Here is a 15,326-nt window from a genome sequence, read left to right as displayed (position 1 = left end):
GATGCGCGATCGACTGTTGGCTGCGGAGAAGGTGAAAGCCATCGATTGGCGTGATGGCGCCCTGTACCTGCTGGATCAGCGTGTGCTGCCGTTCGAGGAAACCTGGGTCGCCTGCACAAGCTCGGCAGCCGTAGCGGAGGCTATTCGCTCGATGGTGGTGCGCGGCGCGCCGGCCATTGGCATCAGTGCCGCCTATGGCGTTGTACTGGCAGCGCGCGCCCGGTTTGCCGAGGGCGGCCACTGGCAAGCGGCGCTGGAAGAGGATTTCACGCTCCTTGCCGATTCCCGTCCGACCGCGGTCAACCTGTTCTGGGCGCTGGGTCGCATGCGCGAGCGCCTGGATCGCCTGAAAAAACACGCGGACCCCTTGTCCGTGCTGGAAGCCGAGGCCCTGGCCATTCATGAGAGTGACCGTGAAGCCAACCTGACCATGGCACAACTGGGCGTCGACCTGATCCGCAAGCACCAGGGCAACGCCCAGGCGATCATGACCCACTGCAACACCGGTGCACTGGCCACCGGTGGCTTCGGCACGGCACTGGGGGTGATTCGCGGTGCGTTCATCGAGGGCATGGTCGAGCGCGTGTACGCCAGTGAAACCCGTCCATGGCTGCAAGGCTCGCGACTGACGGCCTGGGAGTTGGCCAACGAAGGCATTCCGGTGACCCTGCATGCCGACTCCGCCGCGGCGCACATCATGAAGATCAAGGGCGTCACCTGGGTCGTCGTCGGCGCGGACCGCATCACCGCCAATGGCGACGTGGCCAACAAGATCGGCACCTATCAGATGGCGGTCAACGCCATGCACCACGGCGTGCGATTCATGGTAGTGGCACCGAGCTCGACCATCGACATGAACCTGGCCAGTGGCGACGACATCGTGCTCGAGGAGCGGGATGGGCGCGAGCTATTGGAGGTAGGTGGCCAGCGGCTCGGCGCCGATGTCGATGCGTTCAACCCGGTGTTCGACGTGACCCCGGCGGACCTGATCGATGCGATCGTCACCGAAAAAGGCATCGTCGAGCGCCCCGATACCGCGAAAATGACCCAGTTGATGTGCCGCAAGCGCCTGCATTGATGACCTGTGGTGTCTATTAAATCGCCTTCGCGAGCAGGTGATCGAGGTGTGATCGCAATGGTCGACACGACAAAGATCCATTGTGGGAGCGAGCCTGCTCGCGAAGAGGGCCTGAAAGACTATGAATAACCCAGAATCACCCCCCCGAATTCTCATTCATCGCGGCTCTAAGCCTCTCTCGTCTCCTATCAGCCTGTCATCGGTCAACTAACTATGCTCCATGCGCATCAGGGGGATAGGTGCGTGGCGGCTCTTGTGATAACATCCGGCGGTTTCCAAGGTAGTCCTGCGGGGCGACCTTCACTGCGCAGATCCATGGCATAACTCGTTGATTTGTCGTAAGTCGGTGCATGGCACTCAGCCTGCAGCGGCGAGCTTCGTTCGTCCCATATGGATGTGACGAAGTTTCACCAGAAAAAGGAATCAGGCTTCTCATGGGCGAACTGGCCAAAGAAATCCTCCCGGTCAATATCGAAGACGAGCTGAAGCAGTCCTATCTCGACTACGCGATGAGCGTAATTGTCGGGCGGGCACTGCCGGATGCGCGCGATGGCTTGAAGCCCGTGCACCGGCGCGTGCTGTTCGCGATGAGCGAGCTGGGCAACGACTTCAACAAGCCGTACAAGAAATCTGCCCGTGTTGTCGGTGACGTGATCGGTAAGTATCACCCGCACGGTGATACCGCGGTGTACGACACCATCGTTCGGATGGCGCAGCCATTCTCCCTGCGCTACCTGCTGGTAGACGGCCAGGGCAACTTCGGTTCGGTGGACGGCGACAACGCCGCGGCCATGCGATACACCGAAGTGCGCATGACCAAGCTGGCGCACGAGCTGCTGGCCGACCTGCATAAGGAAACCGTGGACTGGGTGCCGAACTACGACGGCACCGAAATGATCCCGGCGGTCATGCCGACCCGTATTCCCAACCTGCTGGTCAACGGCTCCAGCGGTATCGCCGTGGGCATGGCGACCAACATTCCGCCGCACAACCTCGGTGAAGTCATCGACGGTTGCCTGGCGCTCATCGACAATCCCGAGCTGACCGTCGACGAGCTGATGCAATACATCCCGGGTCCAGACTTCCCGACCGCTGCGATCATCAACGGTCGCGCCGGCATCATCGAGGCCTACCGCACCGGTCGCGGCCGCATCTACATGCGCGCCCGCTCGATGATCGAAGACATCGACAAGGTCGGTGGTCGCCAGCAGATCGTCATCACCGAACTGCCTTACCAGCTGAACAAGGCCCGCCTGATCGAGAAGATCGCCGAGCTGGTCAAGGAGAAGAAGCTCGAAGGCATCACCGAGCTGCGCGACGAGTCCGACAAGGACGGTATGCGCGTCGTGATCGAGCTGCGTCGTGGCGAAGTGCCTGAGGTGATCCTCAACAACCTCTACGCCCAGACCCAGCTGCAAGCGGTATTCGGCATCAACATCGTCGCGCTGATCGACGGCCGCCCACGCATCCTGAACCTCAAGGACCTGCTGGAAGCCTTCGTGCGTCACCGTCGCGAAGTGGTCACCCGCCGTACCGTGTTCGAACTGCGCAAGGCGCGCGAGCGTGGTCACATCCTCGAAGGTCAAGCGGTTGCCCTGTCGAACATCGACCCGGTCATCGCCCTGATCAAGGCCTCGCCAACCCCGTCGGAAGCCAAGGAAGCGCTGGTCAGCACCCCTTGGGAGTCCTCGGCTGTGGTGGCGATGGTGGAACGTGCCGGTGCCGATTCGTGCCGTCCGGAAAACCTCGACCCGCAATACGGCCTGCGCGACGGCAAGTACTTCCTGTCGCCAGAGCAGGCGCAAGCCATCCTGGAACTGCGTCTGCATCGCCTGACCGGCCTGGAGCACGAAAAGCTGCTGGCCGAGTATCAAGAGATCCTCAACCAGATCGGCGAGCTGATCCGCATCCTCAACAGCGCCACGCGCCTGATGGAAGTGATCCGCGAAGAACTGGAAGTGATCCGCGCCGAATACGGCGACGTGCGTCGCACCGAGATTCTCGATGCCCGTCTCGACCTGACCCTGGGCGACATGATCCCGGAAGAGGATCGCGTTGTGACCATCTCCCACGGTGGCTATGCCAAGACCCAGCCGCTGGCTGCGTACCAGGCCCAGCGTCGTGGTGGTAAAGGCAAGTCGGCCACCGGCGTCAAGGATGAGGACTACATCGCTCACCTGCTGGTAGCCAACAGCCACACCACGCTGCTGCTGTTCTCCAGCAAAGGCAAGGTGTACTGGCTCAAGACCTACGAGATCCCGGAAGCGTCCCGCGCGGCCCGTGGTCGTCCGCTGGTCAACCTGCTGCCGCTCGATGACGGTGAATACATCACCACCATGCTGCCGGTCGAGGAATACACCGAAGGTCACTTCATCTTCATGGCCACCGCCAATGGCACCGTGAAGAAGACCCCGCTGGAATCCTTCAGCCGTCAACGCAGCGTCGGCCTGATCGCGCTGGAGCTGGACGAAGGCGACGTGCTGATTTCCGCGGCCATTACCGATGGCGAGCGCGAAGTCATGCTGTTCTCCGACGGCGGCAAGGTGACGCGCTTCAAGGAATCCGACGTTCGCGCCATGGGCCGTACCGCCCGCGGTGTGCGCGGCATGCGCCTGCCGGAAGGGCAGAAGCTGATTTCCATGCTGATCCCGGAAGAAGGCAGCCAGATCCTCACCGCTTCGGCGCGTGGTTATGGCAAGCGCACCGCGATCACCGAGTTCCCTGAGTACAAGCGTGGTGGCCAGGGCGTGATCGCCATGGTCAGCAACGAGCGTAACGGCCGTCTGGTTGGAGCGGTCCAGGTGCTCGATGGCGAGGAAATCATGCTGATTTCCGACCAGGGCACACTGGTTCGTACTCGAGTCGACGAAGTGTCCAGCCTGGGTCGTAACACCCAGGGCGTGACCCTGATCAAGCTGGCCAACGATGAAACGCTGGTTGGTCTGGAGCGGGTCCAGGAGCCGTCGGAAGTCGAAGGTGAAGAGCTGGAAGGCGAAGAAGGTGCCGGGTTCGAAGGCAATGTCGTGATTGACGACATCGTCGAGGACCAGCAACTCGACGCCGCTGCTGACGAAGAACCACAGGAATAAGCGGGTAAGCAGGGGGCGGATGAGAATTCGCCCCCTTGTTGTTTGTCCGTAACGAAATATCGACACCTCCGGAGATCCCTTGTGGGAGCGAGCCTGCTCGCGATGCAGGCGCCGCGGTACCTCTGAAGCACCGCGGTGATGCATTCGCGAGCAGGCTCGCTCCCACAGAATCCCGATTCGTCAGGGCTCCGGTGTCGGCTGATAACGATTTATGCGTGATACCACCAAATCAGAGCGAGATTGGATGTGAGCAAGAGAGCCTATAACTTCTGTGCCGGTCCTGCGGCGCTTCCCGAAGCTGTCCTGCAGCGCGCCCAGGGTGAACTCCTCGACTGGCACGGCAAGGGCCTGTCGGTCATGGAAATGAGCCATCGCAGTGATGAGTTCGTGTCCATCGCCACCAAGGCCGAGCAGGATCTGCGTGATCTGCTGAATATCCCGTCGAACTATAAAGTGCTGTTCCTGCAGGGCGGCGCCAGCCAGCAATTTGCCCAGATTCCCCTGAACCTGTTGCCGGAAAGCGGCTCTGCGGACTATATCGACACCGGTATCTGGTCGCAGAAAGCCATCGAGGAAGCTTCGCGCTACGGCCACGTCAATGTTGCCGCCACTGCCAAGCCCTACGACTATTTCGCCATTCCTGGCCAGAACGAATGGCAGCTGTCCAAAGACGCGGCCTACGTTCACTACGCGCCGAACGAAACCATCGGCGGCCTGGAATTCCAGTGGATTCCCGAGACCGGTGACGTTCCGTTGGTCGCCGACATGTCCTCGGACATCCTCTCGCGCCCGGTGGATGTCTCGCGCTTCGGCATGATCTACGCCGGCGCCCAGAAAAACATCGGCCCGAGCGGCATCGTCGTCAACATCGTGCGTGAAGACCTGCTGGGTCGCGCTCGCTCCATTTGCCCGACCATGCTCAATTACAAGGTCGCGGCCGACAATGGCTCGATGTACAACACCCCGCCGACCCTGGCCTGGTACCTGTCCGGCCTGGTGTTCGAATGGCTGAAAGAGCAGGGCGGTGTCGAGGCGATCGGCAAGCTCAATGACGTCAAGCAGCGCACGCTGTACGACTTCATCGACGCCAGCGGCCTCTACAGCAACCCGATCAACAAGTCGGACCGCTCGTGGATGAACGTGCCGTTCCGCCTGGCGGACGACCGTCTGGACAAGCCGTTCCTGGCCGGTGCCGACGAGCGTGGCCTGCTGAACCTCAAGGGCCACCGTTCCGTGGGTGGCATGCGCGCCTCCATCTATAACGCCGTCGACATCCACGCGATCAACGCGCTGGTTTCGTACATGGCAGAGTTCGAGAAGGAACATGGCTAATGTCTGAGCAAGAACTCAAGGCACTGCGCCTGCGCATTGATGCCCTGGACGAAAAAGTCCTGGAACTGATCAGTGAGCGCGCACGCTGCGCCCAGGAAGTTGCGCGAGTAAAGATGGCCTCGCTGGCCGAAGGCGAAGTGCCGGTGTTCTATCGTCCTGAGCGCGAAGCTCAGGTGCTCAAGCGAGTCATGGAGCGCAACCAGGGGCCGCTGGGCAACGAAGAGATGGCGCGGCTGTTCCGCGAAATCATGTCCTCGTGCCTAGCCCTCGAGCAGCCGCTGAAAGTGGCGTACCTCGGCCCTGAAGGCACCTTTACCCAGGCCGCGGCCATGAAGCACTTCGGTCACGCCGTGATCAGCAAGCCGATGGCGGCCATCGACGAAGTGTTCCGCGAAGTGGCGGCAGGTGCGGTGAACTTTGGCGTGGTCCCGGTGGAAAACTCTACCGAAGGCGCGGTCAACCACACCCTCGACAGCTTCCTTGAGCATGACATGGTGATCTGTGGTGAAGTGGAACTGCGCATCCACCATCACCTGTTGGTCGGTGAAAACACCAAGACCGACAGCATCAGCCGCATCTACTCTCACGCCCAGTCCCTGGCCCAGTGCCGCAAGTGGCTGGACGCCCATTACCCGAATGTCGAGCGCGTGGCGGTGTCCAGCAACGCTGAAGCGGCCAAGCGGGTCAAGGGTGAGTGGAACTCGGCGGCAATTGCCGGCGACATGGCGGCCGGCCTCTACGGGTTGACCCGCCTGGCGGAGAAAATCGAGGACCGTCCGGACAACTCCACGCGTTTCCTGATGATCGGTAACCAGGAAGTGCCGCCGACCGGCGACGACAAAACGTCGATCATTGTCTCGATGAGCAACAAGCCGGGTGCGCTGCATGAATTGCTGGTGCCGTTCCACGACAACGGCATCGACCTGACGCGAATCGAGACCCGTCCGTCGCGCAGCGGTAAATGGACCTACGTGTTCTTCATCGATTTCGTCGGCCACCACCGCGATCCGCTGGTAAAAGGTGTGCTGGAAAAGATCAGCCAGGAAGCAGTAGCACTCAAAGTGCTGGGTTCCTACCCGAAAGCAGTTCTCTAAGGGGCGGTAGCAAATGAGTGGCAATTTCCTCGCTCTGGCACAGCCGGGCGTGCAACAACTTTCGCCATACGTTCCGGGCAAGCCCGTGGACGAACTGGCACGTGAGCTGGATCTCGATCCGGCCAGCATCGTCAAGCTGGCGAGCAACGAAAACCCGCTGGGCGCCAGTCCCAAGGCACTGGCGGCCATCCGTGAAGAGTTGGCTGAGCTGACTCGTTATCCGGACGGTAACGGCTTTGCACTCAAGACCCTGCTGGCCGAGCAGTGCCGCGTCGAGCTGAGTCAGGTGACGTTGGGCAATGGTTCCAACGACATCCTGGAGCTGGTCGCCCGCGCCTACCTGGCGCCGGGCCTGAATGCGGTGTTCAGCGAGCATGCGTTTGCGGTCTACCCGATCGTGACCCAGGCCGTCGGCGCCCAGGCCAAGGTGATTCCGGCCAAGGACTGGGGGCATGACCTGCCCGCGATGCTCGCGGCCATCGACGCCAATACCCGCGTGGTCTTCATCGCCAACCCGAACAACCCGACCGGGACCTGGTTCGATACCGAGGCGCTGGACGAATTCCTCCAGGACGTGCCGGAGCACGTGTTGGTCGTGCTGGACGAGGCCTACATCGAATACGCCGAAGGCAGCGACTTGCCGGACGGCCTGGACTTCCTGGCGGCTTACCCGAACCTGCTGGTGTCGCGCACCTTCTCCAAGGCCTACGGCCTGGCGGCCTTGCGCGTGGGTTATGGTTTGTCCACCGCCGTGGTCGCCGATGTGCTGAACCGCGTGCGCCAGCCGTTCAACGTCAACAGCCTGGCCCTGGCCGCTGCTTGCGCTGCGCTGCAGGACGCCGAATACCTGGCGGAAAGCCGACGTTTGAACGAGTCGGGCATGCAGCAACTGGAAGCGGGTTTCCGTGACCTGGGACTGGGCTGGATTCCGTCCAAAGGCAACTTCCTTTGCGTGGACCTCGGCCAGGTTGCAGCGCCGGTGTTCCAGGGGCTGTTGCGTGAAGGCGTGATCGTGCGTCCGGTGGCCAACTACGGCATGCCGAACCACTTGCGCGTGACCATCGGTCTGCCGGCGGAAAACAACCGCTTCCTCGAGGCGCTGGCCAAGGTTCTGGCCCGTGGTTGATGTCACTACAGTGCAATCTGCTGAGCCCATGATCGGTCGCCTGGTGGTGGTCGGCCTGGGTTTGATCGGCGGTTCGTTTGCCAAGGGTTTGCGCGAAAGTGGCCTGTGCCGCGAAGTGGTCGGGGTCGATCTTGACCCGCAGTCGCGCAAGCTGGCGGTTGAACTGGGCGTGGTGGATCGCTGCGAAGATGACCTGGCGCTCGCTTGCCAGGGCGCGGACGTGATCCAACTGGCAGTGCCGATCCTCGCCATGGAAAAAATGCTCGGCCGTTTGGCCGGCATGGATCTGGGGCAAGCGATCCTGACAGACGTTGGCAGCGCCAAGGGCAATGTCGTGCGGGCGGCGGCCGAAGCCTTTGGTGGCATGCCGGCGCGTTTCGTGCCGGGCCACCCGATCGCCGGTTCCGAGCAGAGCGGGGTGGAAGCCTCCAATGCCGAACTGTTCCGTCGCCATAAAGTGATCCTGACGCCGCTGGAGCAGACCGATCCGCAGGCCTTAGTCGTGGTCGATCGCCTGTGGCGCGAGCTGGGCGCCGATGTCGAGCACATGCAGGTCGAACGCCACGACGAAGTACTGGCGGCCACCAGTCATCTGCCGCACTTGCTGGCATTCGGCCTGGTCGATTCGCTGGCCAAGCGCAATGAAAACCTTGAGATCTTCCGTTACGCTGCGGGCGGTTTCCGCGATTTCACAAGAATCGCCGGGAGCGACCCGGTGATGTGGCATGACATCTTCCTCGCTAACCGCGAAGCTGTCCTGCGCACACTCGATACATTTCGCAGCGACCTCGACGCCTTGCGCGACGCGGTCGATGCAGGGGATGGGCACCAATTGTTGGGCGTTTTCACTCGCGCCCGGGTTGCCCGCGAGCATTTCAGTAAAATCCTGGCCCGTCGGGCCTATGTGGACGCTATGAATTCCAACGATCTGATTTTCCTGGCTCAACCTGGTGGCCGCCTGTCCGGTCGGATTCGCGTACCAGGTGACAAGTCGATTTCCCACCGTTCGATCATGCTGGGCTCCCTGGCCGAAGGCGTCACCGAAGTCGAAGGTTTCCTCGAGGGCGAAGACGCCCTGGCGACCTTGCAGGCGTTCCGTGACATGGGCGTGGTCATCGAAGGCCCGCACCATGGTCGGGTGACCATTCACGGTGTTGGCCTGCATGGCCTGAAACCCGCGCCGGGCCCGATCTACCTGGGTAACTCCGGTACGTCGATGCGCCTGTTGTCCGGCCTGCTGGCCGCGCAGGACTTCGACAGCACCCTGACTGGCGACGCTTCGCTGTCCAAGCGTCCGATGAATCGCGTGGCCAATCCGCTGCGTGAAATGGGCGCCGTGATCGAGACCGCCGCTGAAGGCCGTCCGCCGATGACCATTCGCGGTGGCAACAAGCTCAAGGGTCTGACCTACACCATGCCGATGGCCAGTGCCCAGGTTAAATCCTGCCTGCTGCTGGCGGGTCTGTACGCCGAAGGCAAGACCACCGTGACCGAGCCTGCACCGACTCGCGACCACACCGAGCGCATGTTGCGCGGCTTCGGCTACCCGGTCAGCGTCAACGGTGCCACCGCATCGGTCGAGTCCGGCAGCAAGCTGACCGCGACCCACATCGAAGTACCGGGCGACATCTCGTCGTCGGCGTTCTTCCTGGTGGCCGCATCGATCGCCGAAGGCTCGGAGCTGGTGCTGGAGCATGTCGGCATCAACCCGACCCGCACCGGCGTGATCGACATCCTGCGCCTGATGGGCGCTGACATCACCCTGGAAAACCAGCGTGAAGTTGGCGGCGAGCCGGTGGCTGACCTGCGCGTTCGGGCAGCTAAACTAAAAGGTATCGAGATTCCCGAGGCGCTGGTGCCGTTGGCAATCGACGAATTCCCGGTGCTGTTCGTTGCCGCTGCCTGCGCCGAAGGGCGTACCGTCCTGCGCGGCGCCGAAGAGCTGCGGGTCAAGGAGTCGGACCGGATCCAGGTCATGGCCGATGGCTTGCTGGCACTTGGCGTCAAGTGTGAGCCGACCCCGGATGGCATCATCATCGATGGCGGCTCGATCGGTGGCGGTGAAGTGCATGGTCACGGCGACCACCGGATTGCCATGGCCTTCAGCGTTGCCTCGCTGCGCGCCACCGCGCCGATCCGCATCCACGACTGCGCCAACGTCGCTACCTCGTTCCCCAACTTCCTCGCGCTGTGCGCGCAGGTCGGTATCCGCGTTGCGCAAGAGGCTGAGTCGTGAAGAGCATTGCACCGGTCATCACCATCGATGGGCCAAGCGGCTCGGGCAAAGGCACCATAGCCGGGATCCTGGCCAGGCGCCTGGGCTGGAACCTGCTGGATTCCGGTGCGCTGTATCGCCTGCTGGCCTTCGCCGCGCACAACCACGGCGTCGACCTGACCAATGAAGAGCTGCTGAAGAAACTGGCCGCTCATCTGGATGTGCAGTTCATCGCGGCGACCGAAGGCCAGCTGCAGCGCATCATCCTGGAAGGGGATGAAGTCAGCGATGTGATCCGTACCGAAAGCGTCGGCTCGGGTGCCTCGCAAGTGGCTGCATTGCCCGCGGTGCGTGAGGCGCTGCTGCAGCGCCAGCGCGCTTTCCAGGAAGCGCCGGGCCTGGTGGCGGATGGTCGCGACATGGGCACCGTGGTATTTCCGGATGCTCCGCTGAAGATTTTCCTGACCGCCAGCGCCGAGGAAAGGGCGCGTCGTCGATATTTGCAGTTGAAGGGCAAAGTCGAGGGTGTTAGTCTGTCGAGTCTGCTAGATGAGATACGTGCGCGCGATGAGCGTGACACCCAGCGAGCGGTAGCCCCGCTCAAGCCGGCGGCTGACGCCATACAGCTGGATTCCACGGAATTATCCATCGACCAGGTGCTGGAACGCATCATGAGCGAGATCGCCATTCGCGATATCGCCGGGTGACCAAGAAGGCCGCAGGGGACCAGTCATAGTCCTGTGGCGCTTCTTCTTAATGAAACTAACCCACACCGTCTGGGGTGTGGAGATGGGCGTATTCTTCGCCCTCATCAACAGGAATTAAAATGAGCGAAAGCTTTGCGGAACTCTTTGAAGAAAGCCTAAAAACCCTGAACCTTCAGGCAGGCTCCATCATCACCGGTGTTATCGTTGATATCGATTACCAAGCTCGCTGGGTAACCGTTCACGCTGGCCTGAAGTCTGAAGCACTCATCCCGCTTGAGCAGTTCTACAACGACGCTGGCGACCTGACTATCAACGTCGGTGACGAAGTTCACGTTGCGCTGGACTCGGTAGAAGACGGCTTTGGCGAAACCAAGCTGTCCCGTGAAAAAGCCAAGCGCGCTGAATGCTGGATTGTTCTGGAAGCTGCCTTCGCAGCCGAAGAAGTGGTCAAGGGCGTTATCAACGGTAAGGTTAAAGGCGGCTTCACTGTCGACGTTAACGGCATCCGTGCGTTCCTGCCAGGTTCTCTGGTTGACGTCCGTCCAGTGCGCGACACCACGCACCTGGAAGGCAAAGAGCTGGAATTCAAGGTCATCAAGCTGGACCAGAAGCGCAACAACGTTGTCGTTTCCCGTCGTAGCGTCCTGGAAGCCGAGAACTCCGCCGAGCGCGAAGCTCTGCTGGAATCCCTGCAGGAAGGCCAACAAGTCAAAGGTATCGTCAAGAACCTCACCGATTACGGCGCATTCGTCGATCTGGGTGGCGTCGATGGCCTGCTGCACATTACCGACATGGCTTGGAAGCGTATCAAGCATCCTTCCGAAATCGTCAACGTTGGCGACGAGATCGATGTCAAGGTTCTGAAGTACGATCGCGAACGCAATCGTGTTTCCCTGGGCCTGAAGCAACTGGGCGAAGATCCATGGGTTGCTATCAAAGCCCGTTACCCAGAAAGCACTCGCGTTACCGCGCGTGTAACCAACCTGACCGACTACGGCTGCTTCGCTGAGCTGGAAGAAGGCGTTGAAGGCCTGGTACACGTTTCCGAAATGGACTGGACCAACAAGAACATCCACCCTTCGAAAGTCGTACAAGTCGGCGACGAAGTGGAAGTTATGGTTCTGGACATCGACGAAGAGCGTCGTCGTATCTCCCTGGGCATCAAGCAGTGCAAATCTAACCCATGGGAAGATTTCTCTGGCCAGTTCAACAAGGGCGATAAAATCTCCGGCACCATCAAGTCGATCACCGATTTCGGTATCTTCATTGGTCTGGACGGCGGCATCGACGGCCTGGTTCACCTGTCCGACATCTCCTGGAACGAAGTTGGCGAAGAAGCTGTTCGTCGTTTCAAGAAGGGCGACGAGCTGGACACCGTTATCCTGTCGGTTGACCCAGAGCGCGAGCGCATCTCCCTGGGCATCAAGCAACTGGAAAGCGATCCGTTCTCCGAGTACGTTCAAGAGAACGACAAAGGCGCAATCGTTAAGGGCATCGTGAAAGAAGTTGACGCCAAAGGCGCCATCATCACTCTGGCCGACGATATCGAAGCGACTCTGAAAGCCTCCGAAATCAGCCGTGACCGCGTTGAAGACGCGCGCAACGTTCTGAAAGAAGGCGAAGAAGTAGAAGCCAAGATCATCAGCGTTGATCGCAAGAGCCGCGTAATCCAGCTCTCGATCAAGTCGAAAGACGTTGAAGAAGAGAAAGAAGCCATCCAAAGCCTGCGCGACAAGCCGCAAGCTGGTTCGGATGCTCCAGTAGCCACCACCCTGGGTGACCTGCTGCGTGCTGCACAAGCGGAAAAACAGAACTAAGTTCTGACTTTCTGTAAAAAAGGGCGACTTCGGTCGCCCTTTTTTGTATCCGAAATTTGGCCTGCATCCCGGGGCCTGAATCTTCTGCGCCAAAGCCGCGAAACATTGGCCGGCCAAAACTGTCTGTTTCTTTAGCAGGATCAATCGCTTATTTGCAGCTAGTCTTAGCTTGGGGTAATCGACGCTCAGGCTGTGTGCCTGGCATAAGGATGTGAATGAAAAGGCTCGTGATCGTCATGGCAGTGCTGGCATTGGCGGGTTGTGCCACTGGTGCGAAAACGCATGCCGTGCGTGGGGTCAGTGGCATCGAGATCGATTGCTCAGGGCTGGGGTCGAGCTGGGAGAGGTGTCAAAAGCGCGCAGCCAAGGAATGCAAGGGTGCTGGCTACAAAGTCCTGGCGAGGTCCGATGACGCCAAGGAAGAGGAAGAGTTCTTCTTCGGTTTCAATCCTGCGGGCCTGGTTACGCGGACGATGCTGGTTATCTGCAAGTGAGTGGGCGGGCAGGGCAATGCAGCGCCCGGAGTAGAAAAAAACACGGTACAGGATGGGGCTGTTCAAATTTGTCAGGGCATGCTAAAACCTTTAAAGCGCTGATCTAGCTGCTTGAAAAAGAAGGGAAAATTATGACGAAGTCGGAGTTGATCGAACGAATTGTCACCCATCAAGGGCTGCTCTCATCCAAGGATGTGGAGCTGGCCATCAAGACCATGCTCGAGCAAATGTCACAATGCCTGGCAACCGGCGATCGTATCGAGATCCGCGGGTTTGGCAGCTTCTCACTGCACTACCGCGCACCGCGCGTAGGGCGTAATCCGAAGACCGGTCAATCGGTTAGCCTGGATGGCAAGTTTGTACCGCATTTCAAGCCGGGGAAGGAATTGCGGGATCGGGTGAATGAGGAGGAGGAGGGTGAGTTTGAATAGGCAAGGAATTAGTTATGTATAGACTCAGGCGCGTAGTCTTCGTGGTAGTGGTTTCGATGCTGCTACTCTGTGTCCTGGCGTTCGTGCTGGAAAATCAGCAGGATGTCTCCTTGTCATTTTTTGGTTGGTCACTACCAAAACTACCAGTGGCGTATACTGTGATAGCGGCGTGGTTGGGCGGAATGTTGATCGGTCCACTTGTTGGTGGGTTGTATTCACGTGTAATGCGTAAGCGACAACGGCATACAATCTGATTCGACGCATTGTCCCGGTGTCGGAGCCTGCCAGCTAGCATTCGTGGCTGTTGATTCATAAGGGCTGTGGTCATTGGCTCGACAAATTAAATGATGATCTGTTTTTTATAAGTGTAATCATGTTTTGCGTAAAGAAGAAAAGAGATGAATAATAATAAATGAATATCAATATTTTTCTTCAAAAGCTATTGCTTTATGTGCCTGTAAAAATGGTACCCGCTGTTTCGGGTATTTTTTTGGTTTTTTTTCTGTATAAATCGTTTCCGGAAGGGCAGTACGTCAGTTACTCAGTAGGTTTGTTTTGTTCATTGGTTGCTGCTCAGTTGTGTGCAGGCTGGGTTGGTAATTCATTTATTTATTATTATTCTGGTGTTGAAGATAAAAAAAGGTTTGTTTCTAATTGTGTGTGTGTGATTTTGCTGATCGCTCCTGTTGCCTCAAGTTTGTCGGCAATCATATCAAATAGTTTTATTGTCGGAAGCAACGTATTTATCTATGTATGGTTGCTTTGTTTTAGTCAGGTCCTGTTTTTTTTCCTTTCGTCCGTATGTCAGGCTGGATTTCTGGTGAAGCAGCAGCTTGTTGCTGTTGTGTTGCAAAGTTTAGCTCAGATTGTATTGGTTATGCTTTTTTTTCGATTAATAGAAGTTAACTTCCGATACGCGTTGTTGGCATCAATCGCAGGTTATTTTTTTGCAGGCTTGTTTATGCTGTATTCCATTTTTCGAGTTTCTGGTGTATGCAATCCGTTTGCCGATATTGGATTGCTTAAAAAGCATTTGAGTTTGCTCTATCAATACGGTGCTGCGTTATCTCCCTGGATTCTTGGCATGTTGGTAATGGCGGGGGCGGATAGGCTTGCAATTGAATATTACGACACTGCTCACGGTGATTCGTACTTATCGTTAAAGGATTTGTTTGTGGGGGGCGCTGGTTTGCTTAGTATGCCTCTGCTGATGATGGTTCATCCTTTTGTTATAAAGAAATTTAGAGAGGGAGTGTTTGCAATAAAAATGATTGAAAGCTCTTCGAGTTTTTTGATTATTGTGTTTTCGCTCTTGTGGAGCGTTCTGTATTTTGTCGGATTTGATTTTTTTGAAAGAATTACAGGAAAAGAAATAGGTGCGTCCAGTATTACTATTTTTTTTGCGTTTGCTGGAGTTTTCTTGAATAGCGCGGCTGTTTATTTTCAGAAGCGACTTGAGGTGCATCGTAAGATGAAGCTGCTGGCTGGTCTTTCACTGCTGTCAGCGCTTACGTCCATTTGCTTCGCCTGGGTAGGGGGAAGGTTCTGGGGGCTGTTTGGGATATCCTTGGGTGTGTTACTGGCGCAGTTAATTTATTTCGTGTTTGTTGTTGGTAGTATGTATAAGCGACTTGATCTCTATCGAAGTTTTACAGTTCCTCTAATAGTGTCATTGTTGGCGTTTGTCATCGGGAGCGTTTTTTATCAAGGTTTACAGAGTGGGTTTTCTTCTTTTATTTGGTGGGAACGGTCGATTTGTTGGCTGGTAGGATTTTCAATAGTTTCACTTGTTTCACTCTGGAAGGGAGTCCGATGGGCTGAGTTTATGAAGGCAACTCTTTGATGGGTAGGATGGTGGTAACGGGATAAGCGTTGATTTGATGGTTTTGAAATAGGCATGGATTGCCTGGTCGCAGAAATAAATAGCGTTGCTATTTTCTGCG

The 15,326-nt window shown here is 58.1% G+C and carries 11 protein-coding genes; all 11 read left to right on the top strand.

Annotated features, from left to right (window positions below):
• Position 1: 1 nt before the first annotated feature.
• The 11 genes from mtnA (at position 2) to BKX96_RS12015 (ending at position 15,226) form a co-directional block, all read left to right on the top strand.
• Positions 2-1,078, top strand: coding sequence for an S-methyl-5-thioribose-1-phosphate isomerase (mtnA, locus tag BKX96_RS12070; protein WP_046819425.1), 1,077 nt, complete (start codon positions 2-4; stop codon positions 1,076-1,078).
• A 434-nt stretch (positions 1,079-1,512) separates the two neighbouring features.
• On the top strand, positions 1,513-4,167 hold the full coding sequence (gene gyrA / locus BKX96_RS12065) for a DNA gyrase subunit A (RefSeq protein ID WP_077184019.1): 2,655 nt from the start codon (positions 1,513-1,515) through the stop codon (positions 4,165-4,167).
• A gap of 246 nt (positions 4,168-4,413) precedes the next feature.
• Positions 4,414-5,499: a 3-phosphoserine/phosphohydroxythreonine transaminase gene (serC, locus tag BKX96_RS12060; protein ID WP_046819427.1), complete on the top strand. Its 1,086-nt coding sequence runs from the start codon at positions 4,414-4,416 to the stop codon at positions 5,497-5,499.
• The gene (pheA, locus tag BKX96_RS12055; RefSeq protein ID WP_007939916.1) at positions 5,499-6,593 is read left to right on the top strand and encodes a prephenate dehydratase; all 1,095 of its coding nucleotides are present in this window, start codon (positions 5,499-5,501) and stop codon (positions 6,591-6,593) included. The genes serC and pheA overlap by 1 nt, the downstream gene beginning before the upstream one ends.
• 13 nt (positions 6,594-6,606) lie before the next feature.
• The gene (hisC, locus tag BKX96_RS12050; RefSeq protein ID WP_077184018.1) at positions 6,607-7,719 is read left to right on the top strand and encodes a histidinol-phosphate transaminase; all 1,113 of its coding nucleotides are present in this window, start codon (positions 6,607-6,609) and stop codon (positions 7,717-7,719) included.
• A gap of 28 nt (positions 7,720-7,747) precedes the next feature.
• On the top strand, positions 7,748-9,955 hold the full coding sequence (locus tag BKX96_RS12045; protein WP_256721547.1) for a bifunctional prephenate dehydrogenase/3-phosphoshikimate 1-carboxyvinyltransferase: 2,208 nt from the start codon (positions 7,748-7,750) through the stop codon (positions 9,953-9,955).
• Positions 9,952-10,641 carry a (d)CMP kinase gene (cmk, locus tag BKX96_RS12040; RefSeq protein ID WP_046819430.1) on the top strand — a complete coding sequence of 230 codons (690 nt, stop codon included), beginning with the start codon at positions 9,952-9,954 and terminating at the stop codon, positions 10,639-10,641. Before BKX96_RS12045 ends, cmk begins: the two co-directional genes overlap by 4 nt.
• 119 nt (positions 10,642-10,760) lie before the next feature.
• Complete coding sequence (gene rpsA, locus BKX96_RS12035) at positions 10,761-12,458, top strand: 30S ribosomal protein S1 (protein WP_046819431.1); 1,698 nt, start codon at positions 10,761-10,763, stop codon at positions 12,456-12,458.
• A 215-nt stretch (positions 12,459-12,673) separates the two neighbouring features.
• On the top strand, positions 12,674-12,952 hold the full coding sequence (locus BKX96_RS12030; RefSeq protein WP_046819432.1) for a lipoprotein: 279 nt from the start codon (positions 12,674-12,676) through the stop codon (positions 12,950-12,952).
• A 131-nt stretch (positions 12,953-13,083) separates the two neighbouring features.
• On the top strand, positions 13,084-13,383 hold the full coding sequence (gene ihfB, locus BKX96_RS12025) for an integration host factor subunit beta (protein ID WP_046819433.1): 300 nt from the start codon (positions 13,084-13,086) through the stop codon (positions 13,381-13,383).
• A gap of 412 nt (positions 13,384-13,795) precedes the next feature.
• Positions 13,796-15,226, top strand: a complete 1,431-nt coding sequence (locus BKX96_RS12015) for a polysaccharide biosynthesis protein (protein WP_143512426.1) — start codon at positions 13,796-13,798, stop codon at positions 15,224-15,226.
• Positions 15,227-15,326: the final 100 nt, after the last annotated feature.

It is taken from the genome of Pseudomonas putida, assembly GCF_001976065.1.
GTDB classification, from domain to species: domain Bacteria; phylum Pseudomonadota; class Gammaproteobacteria; order Pseudomonadales; family Pseudomonadaceae; genus Aquipseudomonas; species Aquipseudomonas serbica.
This window is presented reverse-complemented; position numbering and strand designations above follow the sequence as displayed.